This is a genomic window from Bacillus sp. JH7 (assembly GCF_001563515.1).
GTDB classification, from domain to species: Bacteria; Bacillota; Bacilli; order Bacillales; family Bacillaceae_G; genus Bacillus_A; species Bacillus_A cereus.
Map to the genome: position 1 here is coordinate 1 of NZ_LPUS01000034.1, position 21252 is coordinate 21252.

Below are 21252 nucleotides of genomic sequence, written 5' to 3' on the forward strand. Positions count from 1 at the left end.
TTCGCTCGACTTGCATGTATTAGGCACGCCGCCAGCGTTCATCCTGAGCCAGGATCAAACTCTCCAATAAAGTTAGTTTGTCTAGCATCTAAAATAAAAATTGACGTTTCACGTTGTTTGTTTCGTTCAGTTTTCAAAGAACTACTTGGTCGCTCATTTGCGACTTCCTTATGTTAACATTTTCGTTTTTCGATGTCAACTAAGTTTTTCAATTTCTTTTTGTCGTTTTCTGCGTTTCCGCATCAGCGACGGTTATTAATTTAACATATACAAACTATTAACGTCAACACTTTTTAATAAAAAATTCTTTTTCTTACATAACGAATACATTCTTCTGTGTTAGCTACTCTCCGGAATAAACAGAAAATGATTTTATATCTTTCTTCCATGGCTTTTTTTACAACTTCATGAATACGCTCATCTTCAAAATCAAATAAAAGTTCCTCTAATTCTCTCTTCAATATGTATTCCATTTCTTTTCTCTCTTCTTTTGTCAACATCAGCCCAAGCAAACAATCACCTCAATAATTCCTTACGCAACAATAAACGTTCCGCTCATTTTCAATTATCACAATCCTATCATCCATTATATCCACTACTTACGATATTAATCCTTTGTTCTCTTTTTTATATTTACAGCATATATGTAACTGAAAAGGATTGGACAAAGGGGCGTAATATTATGTTTTTCTTTTTTATTACGAGTAAGAGAAATTTTAAACACATTAGCTTAATAGTGATACTGTCCTTATTTACAGCATGGCTACTCTTTTTAAAAACATATTCACATGAATCTGCTTTTTCAACTGCTACAGGCCCTAAAGTAATTTACAAAGGAGACACCGCTAAAAAGCAAGTTGCATTTACGTTTGATATTAGTTGGGGAGACAAAAAAGCAATTCCAATCCTAGATACTCTTAAAGAAAGAGAAATTAAGAATGCAACATTCTTCCTTTCTGCTGCATGGGCCGAAAGACACCCCGATATTGTAGAGCGAATCATGAAAGACGGACACGAAATCGGTAGTATGGGGTACAATTACACATCCTACACTTCTCTAGAGACAAATGAAATAAGACGAGACCTTTTACGAGCACAAGATGTTTTTACGAAACTTGGTGTAAAACAAGTCAAGCTGTTACGTCCACCTAGTGGCGAATTTAACAAAGCAACCCTTAAAATCGCAGAATCACTTGGATACACCGTCGTGCATTGGAGTAATAATTCAAACGATTGGAAAAACCCAGGTGTAAATAACATCGTTTCCACTGTCTCTAATAATTTGAAAGGTGGAGATATCGTCTTATTACACGCATCCGATTCTGCCCTTCAAACAAATAGAGCTTTACCGCTGCTCCTGCAAAAAATAAAAAGTGATGGATATGAGCAAATATCCGTATCACAACTTATTTCCAACACAAGTACGAAAAGTGAAGATGTGAAGTAGCTTCTTCCCTACCACTCTTCACGCATAAAAAGCTCTACTACCTTTCAAGAAGGTGGTAGAGCTTTTTTAATCATACCATTTCCAGCATTATAACTGCTGGTGTATAAAATCTCTCTATTAAGCTGATTTACTTGTTTTTCCGATTAAACGATGTAATACAAGTAATTGATATGCATTACATAACAATAGCGGTATAACCATTAAATATAACCAATCTGTATCATTAATCCGAAGCGCCGGTACCCATTCAAGGATCGTTACAACAACCATAAAGAACAGAGCTGGCACAAATGCTTTTTTATTTGTTTCTTTGCTTTTTACATAAGCAACAATTGCTCCAAACACAAATAATATTCCAGCAACAAGTATGTTATTCCCTAACGAGACTTCCCCATTTGCAATAAGTACAGATCTTAAATACACAAAATCAAATAATACGAATGCAATAAAGAAGAGCTGGACTGCATTCCATAAAGAAGATGAGCGGAACATCCCTAGTCCAAAACGGTGGATTGTTAAATATGCAAAGAATCCCATTTGACTTATAACACTAAAAATAAATCCTACACCCATCAGCCAGAAAGATACTGCTAAAATCTCCTTACCGTCGAAATTTTGAAAAAATTTATTGTACTTGTCCCACTCCAAAACAAAACCAATAATAACTGTGCTAATTCCACCAAGAAACAACGTCGTTAAAAATAGTCGTACCCACTTGCGGCTATTCACAACACATCCCCCATTATCCTTATATTTCTAATTAAATTGTATCAATGACAATTTCAAAAAGCTAGCCATGTTCATGTATAAATTCCTTAAAGATATTTATATTAAAAAGAGAGAACTGTGCTGAAAGGAGTTCCAACTTATGAAACGGATGCTATTCATTTTCGTTTCTTCTTTTCTACTTATCGCACTTGCAGCATGCGCACAAGGAAAAGAAACGAAATCCGAACTAGATTACGATCAAACAAAGAAAATGATTGTTGATATTTTAAAAACAGATCAAGGTAAGAAAGCTATTCAAGATGTATTAACTGATGAAAAAATGAAACAAGCACTCATACTAGATGAAACAGTAGTAAAGAAAACGATTGAAGATGCCATGGTATCCGATAAAGGGCAACAATTCTGGGAAAAGCTCTTTAAAGATCCTGAGTTCTCATCGAAGTTCGCTAAAAGTATGGGGAAAGAACAAACCCAATTAATGAAAACCTTATTAAAAGACCCTGAATACCAAGCAGGCGTTATAGAAATTATGAAAAATCCTGAAGTAGAAAAAATGATGTTACAAACAATGAAGAGTAAAGAATACCGTCAATATCTACAACAAGTACTAACAGAAACTGCTGAAAGTCCACTCTTCCAAGCCAAGATGATTGATATCATTAGTAAAGGTGTGCAAAAAGCTGAAAAAGGCGGATCTGGTAAGAAAGAAGCAGGCGGTGACGGTGGTTCTCAAGGCGGGAAGAAGGAAGAATAGTAAAAAATAATAACTATAATAACGAGTGGACAATTTATACATTGTTCACTCGTTATTACTTTATCTTGCTATTAACAGACGAAATGGCCCCCTCTAGTTAAGCGAAAGGTTTACTAGCAACAAAAGCCTTATTGTTGTCAGTAACAGGTGAACCCCACTGATTAAAGTTTCACTTTATTTTTGTGTAACAGCTGTTCTATCAATTACTGTTTCAGCTATTTTACTATAAATAATGCCCGTTGTATGTGTATCTTCATATACTGAAGGAGCAAAGTCTTCTTTATTCCAATCGGGTTGTTGTAGCGGAATGCGACCAAGAACATTCGTTTGTAATTCGGTAGCTAACTTATCTCCCCCGCCTTTTCCAAATACATATTCTTTCTCACCAGTTACCTTACTTTCAAAATATGCCATATTCTCAACAACACCAAGAATACTATGTTCAGTGCGCAATGCCATCGCTCCAGCACGCGCTGCTACAAACGCAGCTGTTGGATGAGGCGTCGTTACAATAATCTCTTTGCAAGATGGCAACATTGAGTGCACATCTAACGCAACATCACCTGTGCCTGGTGGCAAATCTAGTACTAAATAATCTAAATCGCCCCATTCTACTTCTGTGAAGAAGTGGTTTAACATTTTCCCAAGCATAGGTCCTCTCCAAATAACTGGTGCATTATCCTCTACAAAGAAGCCCATTGAGATTACCTTTACACCTAAACGTTCCACCGGAATTATCTTGTCACCTCTTACGATAGGACGTTTTTCTATCCCCATCATGTCTGGCACACTAAAACCGTAAATGTCCGCATCAATAATACCAACTTTTTTTCCTAAACGAGCTAAAGCAACTGCAAGGTTAACGGAAACAGTTGATTTTCCCACGCCACCTTTTCCACTCGCTACTGCTAAGAATGTTGTTTTTGAATTAGGTGACAATAAAGATTCACTTTGCTCTTCTTCTTGTTCCGGTGCAAACTGAGCTAATTCCTCTTCTGTAAATTCTGCAAAACGAAGTCCAACTGTTGCTGCCCCAAGTTCTTTTACTAACTTTACAATTCCAGACTGCAACTGCATTTGTTCCGCTGTACCGGTTTTTACGATTGCAATTTTGACACTCACATGTTCCTTCTCTGGCTTGACTGTTACCTCTTTAATTGCACTTGTTTCTTTTAATGTTTTATGTAAAAACGGATCTACAATCCCTTCTAACGCTTCAACCACTTGCTCTTTCGTTATCATAATTAGCCCAGCCCCCTGTATGAAAAATAACGTAATGTTAATTGAATTTATCTCTGCTTATCCTTGAAATAAATGCGTTTACATTTCCAGTATAACATATTTTCCGAAAACTTCGTTAACGAGAGAAGCTCAAAAAAATCCTCCTTATTCTGGAGGATTTCCTTTTTCCGTGAAATAACGTAATATACCACGGTATATTGCAGCTGCTACCTTTTGCTGATATTTCTCCGAATTTAACATATACCTTTCGTTCACATTCGATAAAAAGCCAGCTTCAATTAAAGCACCTGGTGTTTTAGAATACTTTAATAAATATACATGCGAAATTGTCTTAGCAGAACGATTCGTGTTTTCTAAACTTGTTCTCAATTCAGCCTGTATAAATTTTGCAGCACGTTCATTTTCAATCGAAGAGCGGTAATAGAACGTTTGTGCGCCTTTCGATCCACTACTAGTTAAAGCATTTAAATGAATACTTGCAAAAAAGTCTACATCAGGTTTATTGATGATTTCTACACGTTTTTTTAAATCCTCTGCTTTACGTCTACTATATGACTTTGTATCTTTGTTAGCTAAATCATAATCTCCCTCACGCGTTAAAATAACTAGTGCACCTTGTTCTTGTAAATAGTCTTGTACCTTTTTTGTAATTTCAAGCGTAATATCCTTTTCTATAATATCCTTTCCACCAACAGCCCCTCCATCTGGTCCACCATGCCCAGCATCTAATACAATTACTTTCCCTGATAAGGGTAAATTCCAAGCTCGCCACGATTTTGTAATTTGAAATTCTTGTTTAACTAAAAAAAACAATACAACCGCAGCGAGTGCAAAAGAGATAATTCGAATTCTCTTCATACCTTTCCTCCTCCAGCTAGTCCCTCTAATTACTTATATGGGACAAGAGGAAAGTTTATGCTTGTCTTAATGAAGCTTTAATCGATATCTTCTTTCACCTTTTTCATACCCTTCTTGCCACCACAATCCTATAAACTGCTGACAAGATTCAAAAAGTAATTCCTCATCTTTCAACTTTATTTCTCGCATAGTCATACTCGTTAAAAATTGAAATAGCGTTTCAGTTAATTGTTGTTCTTCTTCTAAAGCTCTATATTTCACATCAAAAAACGATTCACCATAATAACCAAATTTACTGTATCTCGCTCCTAATAAATAAGATTCTATCCCTAATTCAATACAGTAATCTTCATACTGACGATGAAGCTCTTGCATTTGAAAGGCATCACGAATATTTGAACGCAATGTTTTTAATGATAATTCCCGCAACATCTTCCGCTCGTATTTTAACTGCTTTTCTTTTTGTTTTTCTTGTAAGCTGACAATGACATTCATAGTACTTATAAACCTCCCTAATACGTATTAGTCTAAACTTCTAAAGAAGAAGCATACGCGTGGCGGTAGCACTAAAATATTCCAAGCTATAAAAATTGCAAAAGAAGAATGAAACATAAAAAAACCCCAACCAAAATGGTTGGGGTTTGTAGTTCGCAAAAATTAACGTTTTGAGAACTGAGGTGCACGACGTGCGCCTTTAAGACCGTATTTTTTACGCTCTTTCATACGTGCGTCACGAGTTAATAGACCTGCACGTTTTAGTGTTAGACGGTATTCTGGATCAGCTTTTAATAAAGCGCGAGAAATACCGTGACGAATAGCACCAGCTTGACCAGTGTATCCACCACCATTTACGTTTACAAGTACATCGTAGTTACCTAAAGTTTCTGTTGCAACTAGAGGTTGTTTCACTACTTCACGTAATGCAGCAAATGGGATATAGTTTTCAAAATCACGACCGTTAATGATAACGCGTCCTTCGCCTGGAACTAGGCGTACGCGCGCTACTGAACTCTTACGACGTCCAGTGCCATAGTATTGAACCTGTGCCAAAGTAAGCCCTCCTTTAATTAATTATCCGCGAAGTTCGTAAACTTCTGGTTTTTGTGCTTGGTGTGGATGCTCTGCTCCAGCATACACGTTAAGTTTCTTAGAAACTTGACGGCCTAAGCGTCCTTTTGGAAGCATGCCTTTAATTGCAAGCTCTAACATTTGTACAGGGTAGTTTGTACGCATTTCAAGAGCTGTTCTTTGCTTAAGTCCACCTGGGTGGTTAGTGTGACGGTAGTAAATTTTATCGTTTAATTTATTACCTGTTAAATGAATTTTCTCAGCGTTAATAATAATTACATGATCACCCGTGTCAACGTGTGGTGTAAATGTAGGTTTGTTTTTACCACGTAAAATGGATGCTACTTCACTAGCAAGGCGACCTAAAGTTTGACCTTCAGCATCAACCACATACCATTTACGCTCAACTTCGTTAGCTTTTGCCATAAAAGTCGTACGCATGTGTTTCCCTCCTCGTTATCTTTTCCATAGAAAAAATCTATTGTTTATCTTAAACACGATTTCCTTCCGGGGCTAATCGTGGTTTTAGAAACAATACCATATGTTATGATATACTTTTGAGTTTCTAATGTCAAGCAAATGTTACACCAGGATTAGTTGTTATAGTTTACCTCCCATAAGTAAAGCCCATGACCTGGAGCCATCTTTCCAGCAAACTGACGATTTTGTTTCGCTAAAATCTCTGGAATGCTATCAGGATCAAGCTTTCCTTGCCCTACGCTAAGTAACGTACCAACAATAATTCTGACCATATTATATAAAAATCCATTACCTACAAAACGAAAAATCATTTCATCATTTTGTTCAATTAACTCGATTTCATAAATTGTTCGCACTTTATCTTTTTTGTCAGTTTTTGCCGAACAAAAAGAAGTGAAATCATGTGTTCCAATAAAATAAGGAATTGCTTTTCTTATAGAGTTGATTTCGAGCGGGTATGGATATTGATATACGTAATTTCTACGGAATACATCCGCAGTCTTTGATAATAATACACGATAACGATATTCTTTTTTCTCAACACCGTAACGTGCATGAAATTCTTCTGTTTTTTTCTCTACTTGCTTAATAACAATATCATCTGGCAACATTGTGTTTAAAGCATTAATCCATTGCCACTCTTCAAGAGACAAAGGAGTATCAAAGTGTATTACTTGTCCTTTTGCATGAACTGTAGAATCTGTTCTACCAGATGCCTGAACACGAACAAGTTCTCCCTTATGCAATTTCTGCAATGCTTTTTCTATCTCCTGTTGAACAGTACGATGGTTCGGCTGAATTTGATAACCACAAAAATGCATGCCATCATATGCAACCGTACATTTTATTCTATCCATTTCTCTATTCTCCATTACGATCGCACCCATGCCAAAATACAAGCTAAACAAAATAAGCTGACAATCGTTACTGTATCGCTTGTTTTCCAGCGTAGTTGCCTAAATTTAGTACGTCCTTCACCACTTTGATATCCACGAGCTTCCATCGCAATGGCTAAGTCCTCTGCACGCTTAAAAGCACTGATAAACAGAGGAACGAGCAGTGAAATAATAGCTTTCATTCTATCTTTTATCGGTCCCCCGGCAAAATCAATACCACGTGACGCTTGTGCTTTCATTATTTTACTCGTTTCATCCATTAATGTCGGGATAAAACGAAGAGAAATTGACATCATTAATGCGATTTCATGAACAGGAACCTTTATACGCTTCAACGGCTTTAATAACGTCTCCAAACCATCTGTAATTTCAATAGGTGTCGTCGTTAACGTTAATAATGTCGTCATTAAAATAATAACGAAGAATCGTACAGAAATGTATATCCCTTGCTCTAATCCTTTTTCATATATCGAAAACCAACCAAGCTGGAATAGTACATCCCCCTCCTTATTTGTAAAAATATGCAGGAAAAATGTAAAAAGAAAAATCCATAAAATTGGTTTTAAGCCCGAAAGTACATAACGAATCGGCACTTTTGCAAAAAATAAAGCAATGAGTGCATATAAAAATAAAAATCCATATGAAATCGCATTATTTGCTAAGAAAACAACAAATACATATAAAAAGACAATCAGCAGCTTCGTACGTGGATCAAGTTGATGAATAAGTGAATTCCCCGGGATATATCTCCCAATAATCAACTGCTGCATGATTCATGACCACCTTTTCGTAACACCTGCACAACTTCATGAGTAAGATCCTCTAAAGATAAGGTAGCCTTTGGAATTGAAATACCAAACTTCTCTTCAATTGCACGTTTATACTTTAATGACATAGGAAGATCCACACCAATTTTCTCTAGTTCATCGGCATGTGAAAATACTTCCTCTGCACTTCCTTGCAAAAAGACCGTTCCTTTATGCATAACTACAATCTGCTCCGCATACTGAGCAGCATCCTCCATATTATGCGTTACAAGGATAACTGTAAGCCCCTTTTCCTTGTGCAGCTTATAAAACATCTCCATAAGTTCGTTCTGCCCTTTTGGATCTAGTCCTGCTGTAGGTTCATCTAATACAAGCACTTCAGGTTCCATCGCCAGTACACCCGCTATAGCAACACGTCTCATTTGTCCACCACTTAATTCGAACGGAGAACGTGTTAACAGTTCCGGTTCTAGCCCTACAAGTTCAATTGCCTTTCTAGCCTTTTGCCTTGCTTCGTCTACAGATACTCCAAAATTAGTAGGGCCGAAACAAATATCTTTCTCCACAGTCTCTTCAAACAACTGATGTTCTGGGAATTGAAAGACAACCCCTACTTTTTTACGTAGTGGCTTTAACTTTTTTTCTTTCTTTCCTGCCGAAATCAAATGTTCACCAATTTGAACTGTACCATTTGTCGGCTGCAATAAACCATTTAAATGTTGAATCATCGTTGACTTACCTGAACCAGTATGACCAATAATGGCATAATAGCCCCCACTTGGAAACGACACATCTACATCATAAAGTGCGCGTCTTTCAAATGGAGTTTTATATTGATAACGATGCTCTACTTTTTGGAATGTAATCTCCAAAGTTCGTTCACCAAGCTTTCCATTGTAAGATGCGTATTTTGCAAGAGAATTTCATTTCTTTTTAATAATTCTGCTATTTTCACTGAAAACGGTACATCTAAGCCAATTTCTTGGAGCATATGAGAGGATTTGAAAATTTTTTCTGGAGTCCCTTCCTCTAATATTTCTCCCTTATTTAAAATAATGACACGATCTGACTGTGCCGCTTCTTCTAAATCGTGCGTAATCGATAACACGGTAATACCTTTTTGAGTAACAAGTTGTCTAACCGTTTCTACTACTTCACGTCTCCCTTGAGGGTCTAACATTGACGTTGCTTCATCTAATATTAAAATAGATGGTTGAAGTGCTAAAACGCCTGCTATTGCCACTCGCTGCTTTTGCCCACCAGATAAGGAATGAGGCTCATCATTAAGAAAATCTTCCATACGGACAAGTCGCAAGGCCTGTTCTAATCTTTCAATCATTTGTTCTCTTGGCATTCCGATATTCTCTAAGCCAAATACAACATCATCTTGCACTGTTGTTCCAACAAATTGATTATCTGGATTTTGAAATACCATTCCAATTTGTTTTCGAACATCCCATACCGTTTCCTCTGATAAAACCATTGTATCATTTACTGTAATAGTCCCTGCTTCTGGCAAAAACAAACCATTCAATAATTTTGCAAGTGTAGACTTTCCTGAACCGTTTTGTCCAATAATAGATACCCACTCTCCCTCATATAAGGAAAATGAAACATCTTTTAATGCATAAGTGGCTGCCCCAGGATATTGAAATGATATATTTTCTATCCGAAGTTTCTCTTTTTTCAATAGAAGGCACCCTTTCCTTCGCACAGTTAGCCTATTTTTATATTTAAAAAAAAGGGCCATGACCAGTTTCTTGAAAAGAACTGTCCTGCCCTTTTAATTATCATTATACTAACTCGATAATTACCATTGGTGCTGCGTCTCCGCGACGTGGACCAATTTTTGCAATACGAGTGTATCCGCCTTGGCGCTCAGCATAGCGTGGAGCTACATCAGCGAATAGTTTTTGAAGTGCATCTTGACCAGTCTCAGCGTTAGCTACTTCATTGCGAATGAAAGCTGCTGCTTGACGACGAGCATGAAGATCTCCGCGTTTACCTAAAGTGATCATTTTTTCCACTACAGAACGAAGTTCTTTTGCACGAGTTTCTGTCGTTTGGATGCGCTCGTTGATAATTAAATCAGTAGCTAAATCACGTAACATAGCTTTACGTTGCGCACTTGTACGGCCTAATTTTCTGTATGCCATTCGTAGTTCCCTCCTTTGTTGATGGGTTTAAATCCTCAGTCGTCTTTACGTAAACCTAAACCTAATTCCTCAAGTTTATGTTTAACTTCTTCTAAGGATTTACGTCCTAAGTTACGAACTTTCATCATATCTTCTTCTGTTTTGTTCGCAAGCTCTTGTACAGTATTAATTCCTGCACGTTTTAGGCAATTATAAGAACGAACAGAAAGGTCTAGTTCTTCGATAGTCATCTCAAGAACTTTCTCTTTTTGATCTTCTTCCTTCTCGACCATAATCTCAGCATTTTGTGCTTCATCAGTTAAACCAACAAAGATATTTAAATGCTCAGTTAAGATTTTGGCACCTAAAGAGATAGCTTCTTTTGGCCCGATGCTTCCATCCGTCCATACATCAAGCGTAAGCTTATCATAATTAGCCACTTGTCCGACACGTGTCTTTTCCACTTGGTAAGTCACACGTGATACTGGAGTATAAATAGAATCAATAGGAATTACTCCTATTGGTTGATCTTCGCTTTTATTTGCATCAGCTGGCGTATACCCACGGCCACGCTTTGCAGTTAAACGCACGCGGAAATGCGCATCTTTTGCTAACGTTGCAATGTGTAAATCTGGATTTAAGATTTCTACATCACTATCGTGAGTAATATCAGCAGCTGTGACAATACCTTCGCCCTGTACATCAATTTCCAACGTCTTCTCTTCTTCAGAGTAGATTTTAAGAGCTAACTTTTTCAAGTTTAAGATGATCGTCGTAACGTCTTCTACTACGCCCTCAACTGTTGAAAATTCATGTAATACGCCATCGATTTGGATAGCAGTAACAGCGGCACCAGGGAGTGAGGATAAAAGAATACGACGTAAGGAGTTACCCAAAGTAGTACCATATCCACGCTCAAGCGGTTCAATTACGAATTTACCATATTTAGCATCTTCGTTAAGTTCAACCGTTTCGATTTTCGGCTTTTCGATTTCAATCATTAACTAAACCCTCCTTCAAAACGTCGAAACCCCGGTTAAACAAAGGTATAACCCCTGTCTAACCGAAAGTCCCCCTTAGGCAGTTCCCGATTGTGCACAACAAGCGATGTTTCTGTACGAAATTTCTCGATAATGCATCATATCCATTATAGACAAAAGGGAAAATTCTATACAGAAAAATTACACACGACGACGTTTTGGTGGACGACATCCATTATGAGGAACTGGAGTAACATCTCTAATTGCTGTTACTTCTAGACCTGCAGCTTGAAGAGCACGAATTGCAGCTTCACGACCAGCACCAGGACCTTTAACAGTAACCTCTAAAGTTTTTAAACCGTGTTCCATTGCAGCTTTAGCAGCAGTTTCAGCAGCCATTTGCGCAGCGAATGGAGTAGATTTACGAGATCCACGGAAACCAAGTGCACCAGCACTAGACCAAGAAAGTGCGTTACCGTGAGTATCTGTAAGTGTTACGATTGTGTTGTTGAAAGTAGAACGAATATGAGCTATACCAGCTTCAATATTCTTTTTCACACGTTTTTTACGAGTGTTTGTTTTACGTGCCATTGTTAGTTCAACCTCCTTTACTTATTATTTCTTTTTATTTGCTACTGTACGACGTGGACCTTTACGTGTACGAGCATTGTTTTTAGAGTTTTGACCACGAACTGGTAAACCACGACGGTGACGAAGACCACGGTAAGAACCGATCTCCATTAGACGTTTGATGTTAAGAGATACTTCACGACGAAGGTCTCCCTCAACTTTAATACGATCGATGATATCACGGATACGTCCTAATTCGTCTTCCGTTAAATCACGAACTCGTGTTTCTTCAGAAATACCTGCTTCAGCAAGAATTTTTTCAGCAGTTGTGCGACCAATGCCGAATACGTAAGTTAAAGAAATAACAACGCGTTTGTCTCGAGGAATATCTACACCTGCGATACGTGCCATTACGAATGCACCTCCTTCTGATTAACCTTGTTTTTGTTTATGTTTAGGGTTTTCACAAATAACCATTACTTTTCCACGTCTACGAATAACTTTACATTTTTCGCAGATTGGTTTAACTGACGGTCTTACTTTCATGTCTCGAACCTCCTTAAAGATTACGGAGTGCTATATTATTTAAAACGGTACGTAATACGACCACGATTTAAATCGTACGGAGATAATTCTACCGTAACTTTGTCTCCTGGTAAAATACGAATGAAGTTCATACGGATTTTACCAGAAACGTGAGCCAATACGACATGCCCATTCTCTAATTCTACTTTGAACATAGCATTTGGCAACGTTTCAAGAACGGTACCTTCGACTTCAATTACATCATCTTTAGCCATTCAATAGTTCTCCCTTCTTCAAATCAGTAACATTTTACACTGCTCTGAAATCCCGGAGAGCCAGCTACTTATAAAGTGGTAAGGATTTCGTATCCTGCTTCTGTAAGAGCAATCGTGTGCTCAAAATGGGCACACCATTTACCATCTACCGTTACCACTGTCCAGTCATCAGATAGTGTTTTTACATATCGTCTTCCTTGATTCACCATCGGCTCAACACAGATGACCATTCCCGGCTTTAATCTAGGGCCTCTATTGGGTGGACCATAGTGCGGGATTTGAGGGTCCTCATGTAAGTCTTGCCCGATTCCGTGACCAACATACTCCCTAACGATCGAGAATCCATTCTCTTCAGCATGGGTTTGAACCGCATGTGAGATATTTGATAATCTCTCGCCTGGTTTTACTTGTTCTAGACCAAGATACAACGATTTTTCTGTGACATCAAGTAGCTTTTGAACAGATTCAGAAATGTTTCCAACTGGATACGTCCATGCAGAATCTCCATGGTACCCATTGTATTTCGCACCAATATCGATACTGATGATATCGCCCTCTTTGAGCTTGCGCTTCCCTGGAATTCCGTGTACAAGCTCTTCATTTACAGAAGCACATATGCTCCCCGGAAATCCGTTGTATCCTTTAAAAGATGGCGTAGCACCATATTTTTGAATCGTCTTTTCCGCTATTTGATCGAGCTCTTTCGTTGTAATTCCTGGAGTAATGTGCTGTTTCAACTCTTGATGAGTCAAAGCAACGATCCTGCCAGCTTCTCGCATGATTTCTATCTCGCGAGGAGTTTTGCAGATTATCATTACGCTAAGCCTCCGATGAGAACATCGATATCAGCAAATACTTTATTGATATCTTGCTCACCATTAATGCTTTGTAAGTAACCAAGCTCTTCGTAGAAATCAAGCAAAGGTTTTGTTTGCTTAATATTTACATCTAAACGATTTGCTACAGTTTCTTCATTGTCATCAGAGCGTTGATATAATTCGCCACCACATTTATCGCACACATCAGCTTTTGCTGGTGGATTGAATTCTAAGTGGTAAGTCGCACCGCACTCTTTACAAATGCGACGGCCTGTAAGGCGTTTTAATAACAACCCTGAATCCACATTAATGTTTAAAACATAGTCGATTTTTTTGCCAAGATCTTTCATAATTTCTTCAAGAGCTGATGCTTGTGCAACAGTTCGTGGGAAACCGTCTAGTAAGAAACCTCTTACGCAGTCGTCTTGACTTAAACGTTCACGAACGATTCCGATTGTAACTTCATCTGGAACAAGTGCACCTTTATCAATAAAAGATTTTGCTTGTAGACCCATTTCAGTTTCAGCCTTCATAGCTGCACGGAACATGTCTCCTGTTGAAATGTGAGGGATGTTATACTTGGCAACAATCTGTTCGGCTTGTGTACCTTTACCAGCACCAGGAAGCCCCATTAAAATTAAGTTCATCCTTGTTCCCCCTCAGAGTACATGAGCATGTAGGGAAGACAATTCTTCCCACTTACTCACTGCTTGATAAACCCTTTGTAATGGCGTTTTACCAGTTGGCTTTCTAGCTGCTTCATTGTTTCTAAAGCAACGCCGACAACGATTAACATACTCGTTCCACCGATCTGTGCAGATGGAGGAAGATTTCCCAATTTCGTAAAGATAACTGGTAAGATTGCAATCGCTGCTAGGAAAATTGATCCTACAAAGGTCAAACGATACAAGATTTTTGTTAGATATTGTTCCGTATTCTTACCCGGACGAATACCTGGAACATATCCACCTTGCTTGTTTAGATTCTCTGACATTTGCTCTGGATTAACCTGAACAAATGCATAGAAATATGTGAAGGCTACAATGAGCGCAACATATATGATCATTCCCACTGGGTGAGAATAGTTAAAGTTTGCAATAATCCACTGCGATACATCATGTTTCGGGAAGAACTGTGCAATAGTCGGAGGCGTAATTAAGAATGAAACAGCAAAAATTACTGGAATAACACCAGCACTATTTACCTTAAGCGGTAAATGTGTGTTTTGTGCTCCAGCATAACCACCATTTCCTCCTGTTACACGCTTCGCATATTGAATTGGGATCTTTCTAACAGCCTGTTGAATGAAAATAACACCCACAATAACTGCTAGCACAGCTAGTAAAATCAATGCAACTTTAACGATACTCATGAACAATTGATCTCCGATATTTTGAAACTGTTGCTGATACACTTGAGATATAACACTTGGGATCGCTGCGGCAATACCGCCAAAGATAAGGATGGAAATACCATTACCTACACCTTTAGCTGTAATCTGTTCACCTAACCACATTAAAAATGCAGTACCAGCAGTCAGTACCGTAGCAATGTATAAATAAGTGCTCCAACCTGGATTCAAAATTAATTGTCCACCTACCATACCGTTAAAACCGATTGACATACCAAACCCCTGAATAAACGCAAGAACAATTGTAAAGTAACGCGTGAATTGCGTTAATTTACGACGGCCCATTTCACCTTGCTTCGACCATTCCGAAAATTTAGGAACAACATCCATCTGCAATAATTGCACGATGATGGATGCTGTAATATACGGCATGATTCCCATCGCAAAGATGGAGAAGTTTTTCAAGGCTCCACCGCCAAATGTATTTAGAATACCTAAAGCATTTAATTGATCTTGTGCCTTCAGTACGTCTCCATTTGTAAATGGCACGGGGATAAACGTGCCAATCCTGAATACGATTAACATCGCTAAAGTGAATAATATTTTACGTCTTATCTCAGCAACGCGCATAAAGTTGGAGATTGTACGAAACATTAGATCACCTCAACTGATCCGCCAGCTGCTTCAATTGCTTCTTTAGCACTTGAAGAGAACTTGTGCGCTTTAACAGTTAGTTTTTTCTCTACTGCTCCGCTTGCAAGAACTTTAACACCGTCGTTTAACTTGCTGATAACGCCAGTTTCCAGCAATAATTCAGGTGTTACTTCTGTACCATCTTCAAAACGATTTAACGTTGATAAGTTTACAATAGCAAACTCTTTACGGTTAATGTTTGTGAAGCCGCGTTTTGGTAAACGACGGAATAATGGAGTTTGACCACCTTCGAAGCCAAGACGAACACCGCCGCCAGAACGTGCGTTTTGTCCTTTATGACCTTTACCAGCAGTTTTACCGTTACCAGAACCGATACCACGACCGACACGGTTACGTACTTTACGAGAACCTTCTGCAGGTTTTAATTCATGAAGTTTCATTCCCAGGCACCTCCTTATATTAATGAGTTATCCTTAAGCTTCTTTTACAGTTACAAGGTGAGAAACTTTGTTGATCATACCAAGAATAGCAGGAGTTTCTTCCTTAACTACAGTTGAATTCAACTTTTTAAGACCTAAAGCTTCTACCGTCGCACGTTGATCTTGTGGACGACCAATTACACTACGAGTGAGGGTAATTTCTAACTTTTTCGCCATTTGTTTTCCCTCCTTAACCTAGTAGCTCTTCTACAGATTTACCGCGTAATTTTGCAACATCTTCAGCGCGCTTAAGTTCGCTTAATCCGTTCACAGTAGCGCGAATCATGTTGATTGGTGTGTTAGAACCAAGAGATTTCGAAAGAATATCTTGTACACCAGCTAATTCAAGGACCGCACGAACAGGTCCACCAGCAATAACACCAGTACCCTCAGCAGCAGGTTTTAAGAATACTTCACCAGCGCCAAAATGACCGTTGATTGTGTGTGGAATTGTTGTACCAACTAATGGTACAGCGATTAAGTTTTTCTTAGCGTCTTCGATAGCTTTACGGATTGCGTCTGGTACCTCTTGTGCTTTACCAGTACCGAATCCAACATGACCGTTTTTATCGCCAACTACAACTAGTGCAGCAAAGCGGAAACGACGACCACCCTTAACAACTTTCGCGACACGATTTATCGTAACTACACGTTCTTCAAGTTCTAATTTACTTGGGTCAATGCGATGCATCAATTTTCCCTCCTTTGACCATTAAAATTGTAATCCAGCCTCACGAGCAGCTTCAGCTAGAGCTTTAACACGGCCATGGTATAAGTAACCACCGCGATCAAATACTACTTCTTTAACGCCTTTCTCTACAGCACGCTTAGCAACTGATTCTCCAACTTTCGTAGCAGCTTCAATATTGCTAGTACCGTTAAGAGCAAGGTCTTTATCAAGAGTAGATGCACTTACTAACGTTACACCATTCACATCATCAATAACTTGAGCGTAAATATGTTGGTTAGAACGGAACACGTTTAAACGTGGACGCTCTGCAGTACCAGTAAGTTTAGCACGTACACGTGCATGTCTTTTCTTACGAGTCGCATTTTTATCAGCTTTAGTGATCATTCTTGTCACTCCTTTCTCTCACCTAACGGGTTTACTTAGCAGTTTTACCTTCTTTACGACGAACAACTTCGCCTTCGTAACGAATACCTTTACCTTTGTAAGGCTCAGGAGCACGTACAGCACGGATGTTAGCAGCGAATTCGCCAACACGTTGCTTGTCGATACCTTTAATTACGATCTTAGTTGGTGCAGGTACTTCAACTTCAAGACCTGCTTCCGGAGTCATTTCTACTGGATGAGAATAACCTACGCTTAATACAAGTTTATCACCTTGTTTTTGAGCACGGTAACCAACACCGACTAATTCAAGTCCGCGTGCGAAACCTTCAGTTACACCTTCAACCATGTTTCCGATTAAAGCACGAGTTGTACCGTGTAATGCACGGTGTTCCTTCTGTTCAGATGGACGCTCAACTGTTAATGTATTCTCTTCAATTTTGATAAGCATATCAGCATTGAAAGTACGAGTTAATTCACCTTTAGGGCCTTTTACTGTTACAGTATTGTCTTCTGCAACTGTAATAGTAACACCTGCAGGGATTTCAAGAATCTTTTTACCAATACGAGACATGTGGTCACACCTCCGTTCGTTTTAAATATATATTACCAAACGTATGCTACTACTTCTCCACCAGTTTGTAATTGACGAGCGTCTTTGTCTGTCATTACTCCCTTAGATGTAGAAACAAGAGCGATACCTAATCCGTTAAGTACACGTGGTACTTCGTCAGCTTTAGCGTAAACGCGTAAGCCAGGTTTACTGATACGTTTTAATCCAGTGATTACACGTTCATTGTTTGCACCATATTTCAGGAAAATACGAAGGATACCTTGTTTGTTATCCTCGATGTATTCTACATCACGAATGAAACCTTCACGTTTTAAAAGTTCAGCGATCTCTTTTTTGATTTTAGAAGCAGGAACCTCTAATTTCTCATGACGTACCATGTTCGCATTACGGATGCGAGTAAGCATGTCTGCAATTGGATCTGTCATCACCATGTGTTTTACCTCCTTCCCATTTGTGGGTTTTACCAACTAGCTTTTTTAACACCAGGAATTTGACCTTTATATGCAAGTTCACGGAAACAAATACGGCAAAGTTTAAATTTGCGGTATACAGAATGCGGACGACCGCAGCGTTCGCAACGTGTATACTCTTGTACTTTAAACTTAGGAGTACGCTTTTGTTTCGCTATCATAGATTTTTTAGCCACGTTTTCGCCTCCTCTACTTAGCGTTGGCTTCCATTATTTTTGGAATGGCATACCGAATTGTGTTAAAAGTTCACGAGCTTCTTCATCAGTTTTCGCTGTAGTAACGATTACGATGTCCATACCGCGGACTTTGCTTACTTTATCATAATCAATCTCAGGGAAAATAAGTTGCTCTTTAACACCTAATGTATAGTTTCCACGACCATCGAATGATTTCTTAGAAACACCACGGAAATCACGTACACGTGGTAAAGAAACTGATACTAATTTGTCGAAGAACTCATACATTTGCTCGCCGCGTAAAGTTACTTTCGCACCGATTGGCATACCTTCACGAAGACGGAAACCAGCGATTGATTTTTTAGCACGAGTTACAACAGGTTTTTGACCTGTGATTTGTGTTAATTCTTCTACTGCGTTGTCTAACGCTTTTGAGTTAGATACCGCGTCACCAACACCAGTGTTGATTACGATCTTTTCGATTTTTGGTACCTGCATTACAGATTTATAGTTAAACTTGCTCACTAGAGCAGGAGTAATTTCCTTTTGGAACTTCTCTTTAAGGCGATTCAATGAAGTGACCTCCTTTCTTAAGAAAATTATTTATCTAATAATTCACCAGATTTTTTTGCAATACGAACTTTTTTACCATCTTCTACTTTGAAGCCTACACGAGTAGGTTCACCTGTTTTCGGATCTAAAATCATAACGTTAGAAACGTGAATAGGTGCTTCTTTAGTAATAATTCCACCTTGTGGATTTAATTGAGATGGCTTAGAGTGCTTCTTAACGATATTGACACCCTCAACGATAACACGGTTTTGCTTTGGGAAAGCCACAAGGATAACGCCTTGTTTTCCTTTGTCTTTACCAGTGATTACCTGTACTTTATCACCTTTTTTTACATGCATCTTAATTCTGCACCTCCTTAGCAAGGCAATACCTTAAATTATAGAACTTCTGGAGCTAAAGAAACGATCTTCATGAAGTTGCTATCACGTAATTCACGAGCTACTGGTCCGAAGATACGAGTACCACGTGGGCTCTTATCGTCTTTAATGATAACCGCTGCGTTTTCATCAAATTTGATGTAAGAACCGTCCGGACGACGAGCTCCGCTCTTCGTACGTACCACTACTGCTTTAACAACGTCACCTTTTTTAACAACGCCACCTGGTGTTGCTTGTTTTACCGTAGCAACGATAATGTCACCAATGTTAGCATATTTACGACCAGAGCCGCCTAATACTTTAATTGTTAAAAGTTCACGTGCACCAGAGTTGTCAGCAACTTTCAAACGAGATTCTTGTTGGATCATGTTATGAAACCTCCCTTCGGACTAAAAATTCCGATTCGTCTATTTAGATAATAACCGCTTCTTCAACGATTTCAACTAAACGGAAACGCTTAGTAGCAGAAAGCGGGCGAGTTTCCATGATTTTAACGATATCGCCAAGTTTCGCTTGGTTTTGCTCATCATGGGCTTTGTACTTCTTAGAATACTTAACACGTTTTCCGTACAAGGAATGAGTTTTGTAAGTTTCAACTAAAACTGTAATCGTTTTGTCCATTTTGTCAGACACTACACGACCAGTATAAACTTTGCGTTGGTTACGTTCGCTCACTATGCAAACCTCCCCTCAATTTATCGATTAATTCCGATCTCTCTTTCACGAACTACAGTTTTCATACGAGCAATTGCTTTACGCACTTCACGAATGCGAGTTGGATTCTCTAATTGTCCTGTAGCAAGTTGGAAGCGAAGATTAAACAACTCTTCCTTTAAAGCTTTAACTTTTGTTTCGATTTCGGCAGTGGTTAATTCACGAATATCATTAGTTTTCATTAGATTCACCACCATTTTCTTCACGTTTTACGAATTTACATTTCACAGGTAACTTGTGAGCTGCAAGACGTAATGCTTCGCGTGCTACCTCTTCAGATACACCCGCGATTTCGAACATAATTTTCCCAGGTTTTACTACTGCTACCCAGCCTTCTGGTGCCCCTTTACCGGAACCCATACGTACTTCTAGAGGTTTTGCAGTGTAAGGTTTAGAAGGGAAAATTTTAATCCATACTTTACCGCCACGTTTCATGTAACGAGTCATTGCACGACGAGCAGCTTCGATTTGACGGTTTGTAATCCATGAAGCAGCTTGTGCTTGTAAACCGAATTCACCGAAAGCAATTTCAGTTCCACCTTTAGCACGACCACGCATTTTACCACGATGCTCTCTACGATATTTTACGCGTTTTGGCATTAACATATTATTTTCCTCCTTCCTCAGAAGCTTTCTTTTTTGTAGGAAGGACTTCTCCACGGTAGATCCATACTTTTACGCCTAATTTACCGTATGTTGTATCAGCTTCAACTGCTGCATAGTCAATATCAGCGCGAAGTGTATGAAGTGGAACAGTTCCTTCACTGTAAGATTCTGCACGAGCGATATCAGCTCCGCCAAGACGACCAGAAACCTGTGTTTTAATACCTTTAGCACCTGCACGCATAGCACGTTGAATAACTTGCTTTTGTGCACGACGGAATGATACACGGTTTTCTAATTGACGAGCGATGTTTTCGCCTACTAATTTAGCGTTAAGATCAGCTCTCTTAACTTCTAAAATGTTGATGTGTACACGCTTGCCTGTTAATTGGTTAAGAGCTTTACGAAGTGCTTCAACTTCAGTACCACCTTTACCAATTACCATACCAGGTTTTGCAGTGTGAATTGTAACATTTACACGATTTGCTGCACGTTCGATTTCTACTTTAGCAACAGCAGAATCTTTTAAGCGTACATTAATGTACTCACGGATTTTGATGTCTTCATGTAATAATGTAGCGTAATCTTTCTCAGCGAACCAACGAGATTCCCAGTCACGGATAACGCCGACACGAAGACCAATTGGATTAACCTTTTGACCCATC

The 21252-nt window shown here is 38.8% G+C and carries 36 protein-coding genes and 1 rRNA gene; 2 read left to right on the forward strand and 35 right to left on the reverse strand.

The features are described 5' to 3' along the window. Both AU379_RS27485 and AU379_RS27490 read right to left on the reverse strand, forming a co-directional pair. A 16S ribosomal RNA gene (locus tag AU379_RS27485) occupies positions 1–70 on the reverse strand; the annotation flags it as partial. Positions 71–293: 223 nt separating this feature from the next. Then, a complete protein-coding gene (locus AU379_RS27490; protein ID WP_000901147.1) occupies positions 294–512 on the reverse strand; it encodes a hypothetical protein in 219 nt (72 codons plus the stop codon). A gap of 170 nt (positions 513–682) precedes the next feature. On the opposite strand from AU379_RS27490, the gene pdaB reads away from it, so the two are divergent. Continuing rightward, positions 683–1447 (forward strand): polysaccharide deacetylase family sporulation protein PdaB, encoded by a 765-nt coding sequence (gene pdaB / locus AU379_RS27495; RefSeq protein ID WP_000464705.1) that lies wholly within the window; start codon positions 683–685, stop codon positions 1445–1447. Between the two features lie 117 nt (positions 1448–1564). Here the strand turns inward: pdaB and kbaA are convergent, their stop codons facing one another. Further along, on the reverse strand, positions 1565–2176 hold the full coding sequence (gene kbaA, locus AU379_RS27500) for a KinB signaling pathway activation protein KbaA (RefSeq protein WP_001088526.1): 612 nt from the start codon (positions 2174–2176) through the stop codon (positions 1565–1567). Positions 2177–2315: 139 nt separating this feature from the next. Between kbaA and gerD the strand changes: the two genes are divergently transcribed. Continuing rightward, entirely contained in the window at positions 2316–2930 is a 615-nt protein-coding gene (gene gerD, locus AU379_RS27505) for a spore germination lipoprotein GerD (protein ID WP_000827296.1), read from the forward strand. Between the two features lie 174 nt (positions 2931–3104). Here the strand turns inward: gerD and AU379_RS27510 are convergent, their stop codons facing one another. The 32 genes from AU379_RS27510 to rpsC form a co-directional block, all read right to left on the reverse strand. Then, complete coding sequence (locus tag AU379_RS27510) at positions 3105–4172, reverse strand: Mrp/NBP35 family ATP-binding protein (protein WP_000628846.1); 1068 nt, start codon at positions 4170–4172, stop codon at positions 3105–3107. 144 nt (positions 4173–4316) lie between these two features. Then, positions 4317–5030: an N-acetylmuramoyl-L-alanine amidase CwlD gene (gene cwlD, locus AU379_RS27515; RefSeq protein WP_000822439.1), complete on the reverse strand. Its 714-nt coding sequence runs from the start codon at positions 5028–5030 to the stop codon at positions 4317–4319. A gap of 66 nt (positions 5031–5096) precedes the next feature. After that, positions 5097–5525 (reverse strand): DUF2521 family protein, encoded by a 429-nt coding sequence (locus AU379_RS27520; protein WP_001101005.1) that lies wholly within the window; start codon positions 5523–5525, stop codon positions 5097–5099. Between the two features lie 162 nt (positions 5526–5687). Next, positions 5688–6080 carry a 30S ribosomal protein S9 gene (rpsI, locus tag AU379_RS27525; RefSeq protein ID WP_000079986.1) on the reverse strand — a complete coding sequence of 131 codons (393 nt, stop codon included), beginning with the start codon at positions 6078–6080 and terminating at the stop codon, positions 5688–5690. Between the two features lie 21 nt (positions 6081–6101). Continuing rightward, positions 6102–6539: a 50S ribosomal protein L13 gene (gene rplM / locus AU379_RS27530; RefSeq protein ID WP_001260793.1), complete on the reverse strand. Its 438-nt coding sequence runs from the start codon at positions 6537–6539 to the stop codon at positions 6102–6104. 152 nt (positions 6540–6691) lie between these two features. Then, complete coding sequence (truA, locus tag AU379_RS27535; RefSeq protein WP_061140080.1) at positions 6692–7435, reverse strand: tRNA pseudouridine(38-40) synthase TruA; 744 nt, start codon at positions 7433–7435, stop codon at positions 6692–6694. Between the two features lie 14 nt (positions 7436–7449). Beyond that, the gene (locus AU379_RS27540) at positions 7450–8244 is read right to left on the reverse strand and encodes an energy-coupling factor transporter transmembrane protein EcfT (RefSeq protein ID WP_001186526.1); all 795 of its coding nucleotides are present in this window, start codon (positions 8242–8244) and stop codon (positions 7450–7452) included. After that, positions 8232–9113 (reverse strand): energy-coupling factor ABC transporter ATP-binding protein, encoded by an 882-nt coding sequence (locus AU379_RS27545; protein ID WP_000406535.1) that lies wholly within the window; start codon positions 9111–9113, stop codon positions 8232–8234. The genes AU379_RS27540 and AU379_RS27545 overlap by 13 nt, the downstream gene beginning before the upstream one ends. After that, positions 9089–9931 (reverse strand): energy-coupling factor ABC transporter ATP-binding protein, encoded by an 843-nt coding sequence (locus AU379_RS27550; RefSeq protein ID WP_000711759.1) that lies wholly within the window; start codon positions 9929–9931, stop codon positions 9089–9091. Before AU379_RS27550 ends, AU379_RS27545 begins: the two co-directional genes overlap by 25 nt. A gap of 103 nt (positions 9932–10034) precedes the next feature. Next, complete coding sequence (gene rplQ / locus AU379_RS27555; RefSeq protein ID WP_000331490.1) at positions 10035–10397, reverse strand: 50S ribosomal protein L17; 363 nt, start codon at positions 10395–10397, stop codon at positions 10035–10037. A 35-nt stretch (positions 10398–10432) separates the two neighbouring features. Beyond that, a complete protein-coding gene (locus AU379_RS27560) occupies positions 10433–11377 on the reverse strand; it encodes a DNA-directed RNA polymerase subunit alpha (protein WP_000569643.1) in 945 nt (314 codons plus the stop codon). Positions 11378–11557: 180 nt separating this feature from the next. Continuing rightward, the gene (gene rpsK / locus AU379_RS27565) at positions 11558–11947 is read right to left on the reverse strand and encodes a 30S ribosomal protein S11 (RefSeq protein ID WP_000101798.1); all 390 of its coding nucleotides are present in this window, start codon (positions 11945–11947) and stop codon (positions 11558–11560) included. A gap of 24 nt (positions 11948–11971) precedes the next feature. Then, complete coding sequence (rpsM, locus tag AU379_RS27570) at positions 11972–12337, reverse strand: 30S ribosomal protein S13 (protein ID WP_000090788.1); 366 nt, start codon at positions 12335–12337, stop codon at positions 11972–11974. A gap of 21 nt (positions 12338–12358) precedes the next feature. Then, a complete protein-coding gene (gene rpmJ / locus AU379_RS27575) occupies positions 12359–12472 on the reverse strand; it encodes a 50S ribosomal protein L36 (RefSeq protein ID WP_000868344.1) in 114 nt (37 codons plus the stop codon). A 35-nt stretch (positions 12473–12507) separates the two neighbouring features. Then, positions 12508–12726, reverse strand: coding sequence for a translation initiation factor IF-1 (infA, locus tag AU379_RS27580; RefSeq protein WP_001029884.1), 219 nt, complete (start codon positions 12724–12726; stop codon positions 12508–12510). A 68-nt stretch (positions 12727–12794) separates the two neighbouring features. Further along, entirely contained in the window at positions 12795–13541 is a 747-nt protein-coding gene (gene map, locus AU379_RS27585) for a type I methionyl aminopeptidase (protein WP_000582539.1), read from the reverse strand. Beyond that, on the reverse strand, positions 13541–14191 hold the full coding sequence (locus AU379_RS27590) for an adenylate kinase (RefSeq protein ID WP_001048989.1): 651 nt from the start codon (positions 14189–14191) through the stop codon (positions 13541–13543). The genes map and AU379_RS27590 overlap by 1 nt, the downstream gene beginning before the upstream one ends. Positions 14192–14247: 56 nt before the next feature. Further along, on the reverse strand, positions 14248–15549 hold the full coding sequence (gene secY / locus AU379_RS27595) for a preprotein translocase subunit SecY (RefSeq protein ID WP_000490117.1): 1302 nt from the start codon (positions 15547–15549) through the stop codon (positions 14248–14250). Then, complete coding sequence (rplO, locus tag AU379_RS27600; RefSeq protein WP_000766081.1) at positions 15549–15989, reverse strand: 50S ribosomal protein L15; 441 nt, start codon at positions 15987–15989, stop codon at positions 15549–15551. Before rplO ends, secY begins: the two co-directional genes overlap by 1 nt. A 33-nt stretch (positions 15990–16022) precedes the next feature. Beyond that, a complete protein-coding gene (gene rpmD / locus AU379_RS27605; protein ID WP_001085234.1) occupies positions 16023–16205 on the reverse strand; it encodes a 50S ribosomal protein L30 in 183 nt (60 codons plus the stop codon). Positions 16206–16218: 13 nt separating this feature from the next. After that, on the reverse strand, positions 16219–16719 hold the full coding sequence (gene rpsE / locus AU379_RS27610; protein ID WP_000554646.1) for a 30S ribosomal protein S5: 501 nt from the start codon (positions 16717–16719) through the stop codon (positions 16219–16221). Between the two features lie 21 nt (positions 16720–16740). Further along, the gene (gene rplR, locus AU379_RS27615; protein WP_000628816.1) at positions 16741–17103 is read right to left on the reverse strand and encodes a 50S ribosomal protein L18; all 363 of its coding nucleotides are present in this window, start codon (positions 17101–17103) and stop codon (positions 16741–16743) included. Between the two features lie 31 nt (positions 17104–17134). After that, positions 17135–17674 carry a 50S ribosomal protein L6 gene (rplF, locus tag AU379_RS27620; RefSeq protein ID WP_000086558.1) on the reverse strand — a complete coding sequence of 180 codons (540 nt, stop codon included), beginning with the start codon at positions 17672–17674 and terminating at the stop codon, positions 17135–17137. Between the two features lie 32 nt (positions 17675–17706). Then, the gene (rpsH, locus tag AU379_RS27625) at positions 17707–18105 is read right to left on the reverse strand and encodes a 30S ribosomal protein S8 (RefSeq protein WP_000245511.1); all 399 of its coding nucleotides are present in this window, start codon (positions 18103–18105) and stop codon (positions 17707–17709) included. Between the two features lie 29 nt (positions 18106–18134). Further along, on the reverse strand, positions 18135–18320 hold the full coding sequence (rpsN, locus tag AU379_RS27630; RefSeq protein WP_001085700.1) for a 30S ribosomal protein S14: 186 nt from the start codon (positions 18318–18320) through the stop codon (positions 18135–18137). 33 nt (positions 18321–18353) lie between these two features. Next, positions 18354–18893 carry a 50S ribosomal protein L5 gene (gene rplE, locus AU379_RS27635; RefSeq protein WP_001080831.1) on the reverse strand — a complete coding sequence of 180 codons (540 nt, stop codon included), beginning with the start codon at positions 18891–18893 and terminating at the stop codon, positions 18354–18356. Between the two features lie 26 nt (positions 18894–18919). After that, on the reverse strand, positions 18920–19231 hold the full coding sequence (gene rplX / locus AU379_RS27640) for a 50S ribosomal protein L24 (RefSeq protein WP_000558200.1): 312 nt from the start codon (positions 19229–19231) through the stop codon (positions 18920–18922). 38 nt (positions 19232–19269) lie between these two features. Next, positions 19270–19638: a 50S ribosomal protein L14 gene (rplN, locus tag AU379_RS27645; RefSeq protein ID WP_000615912.1), complete on the reverse strand. Its 369-nt coding sequence runs from the start codon at positions 19636–19638 to the stop codon at positions 19270–19272. Positions 19639–19681: 43 nt separating this feature from the next. Next, positions 19682–19945 carry a 30S ribosomal protein S17 gene (gene rpsQ, locus AU379_RS27650; protein WP_000004106.1) on the reverse strand — a complete coding sequence of 88 codons (264 nt, stop codon included), beginning with the start codon at positions 19943–19945 and terminating at the stop codon, positions 19682–19684. Positions 19946–19965: 20 nt separating this feature from the next. Continuing rightward, the gene (gene rpmC / locus AU379_RS27655; protein WP_000855718.1) at positions 19966–20166 is read right to left on the reverse strand and encodes a 50S ribosomal protein L29; all 201 of its coding nucleotides are present in this window, start codon (positions 20164–20166) and stop codon (positions 19966–19968) included. Continuing rightward, entirely contained in the window at positions 20156–20590 is a 435-nt protein-coding gene (gene rplP / locus AU379_RS27660; protein WP_000928969.1) for a 50S ribosomal protein L16, read from the reverse strand. The genes rpmC and rplP overlap by 11 nt, the downstream gene beginning before the upstream one ends. Position 20591: 1 nt before the next feature. Beyond that, a complete protein-coding gene (rpsC, locus tag AU379_RS27665; protein WP_000529956.1) occupies positions 20592–21251 on the reverse strand; it encodes a 30S ribosomal protein S3 in 660 nt (219 codons plus the stop codon). Position 21252 lies beyond the last annotated feature (1 nt).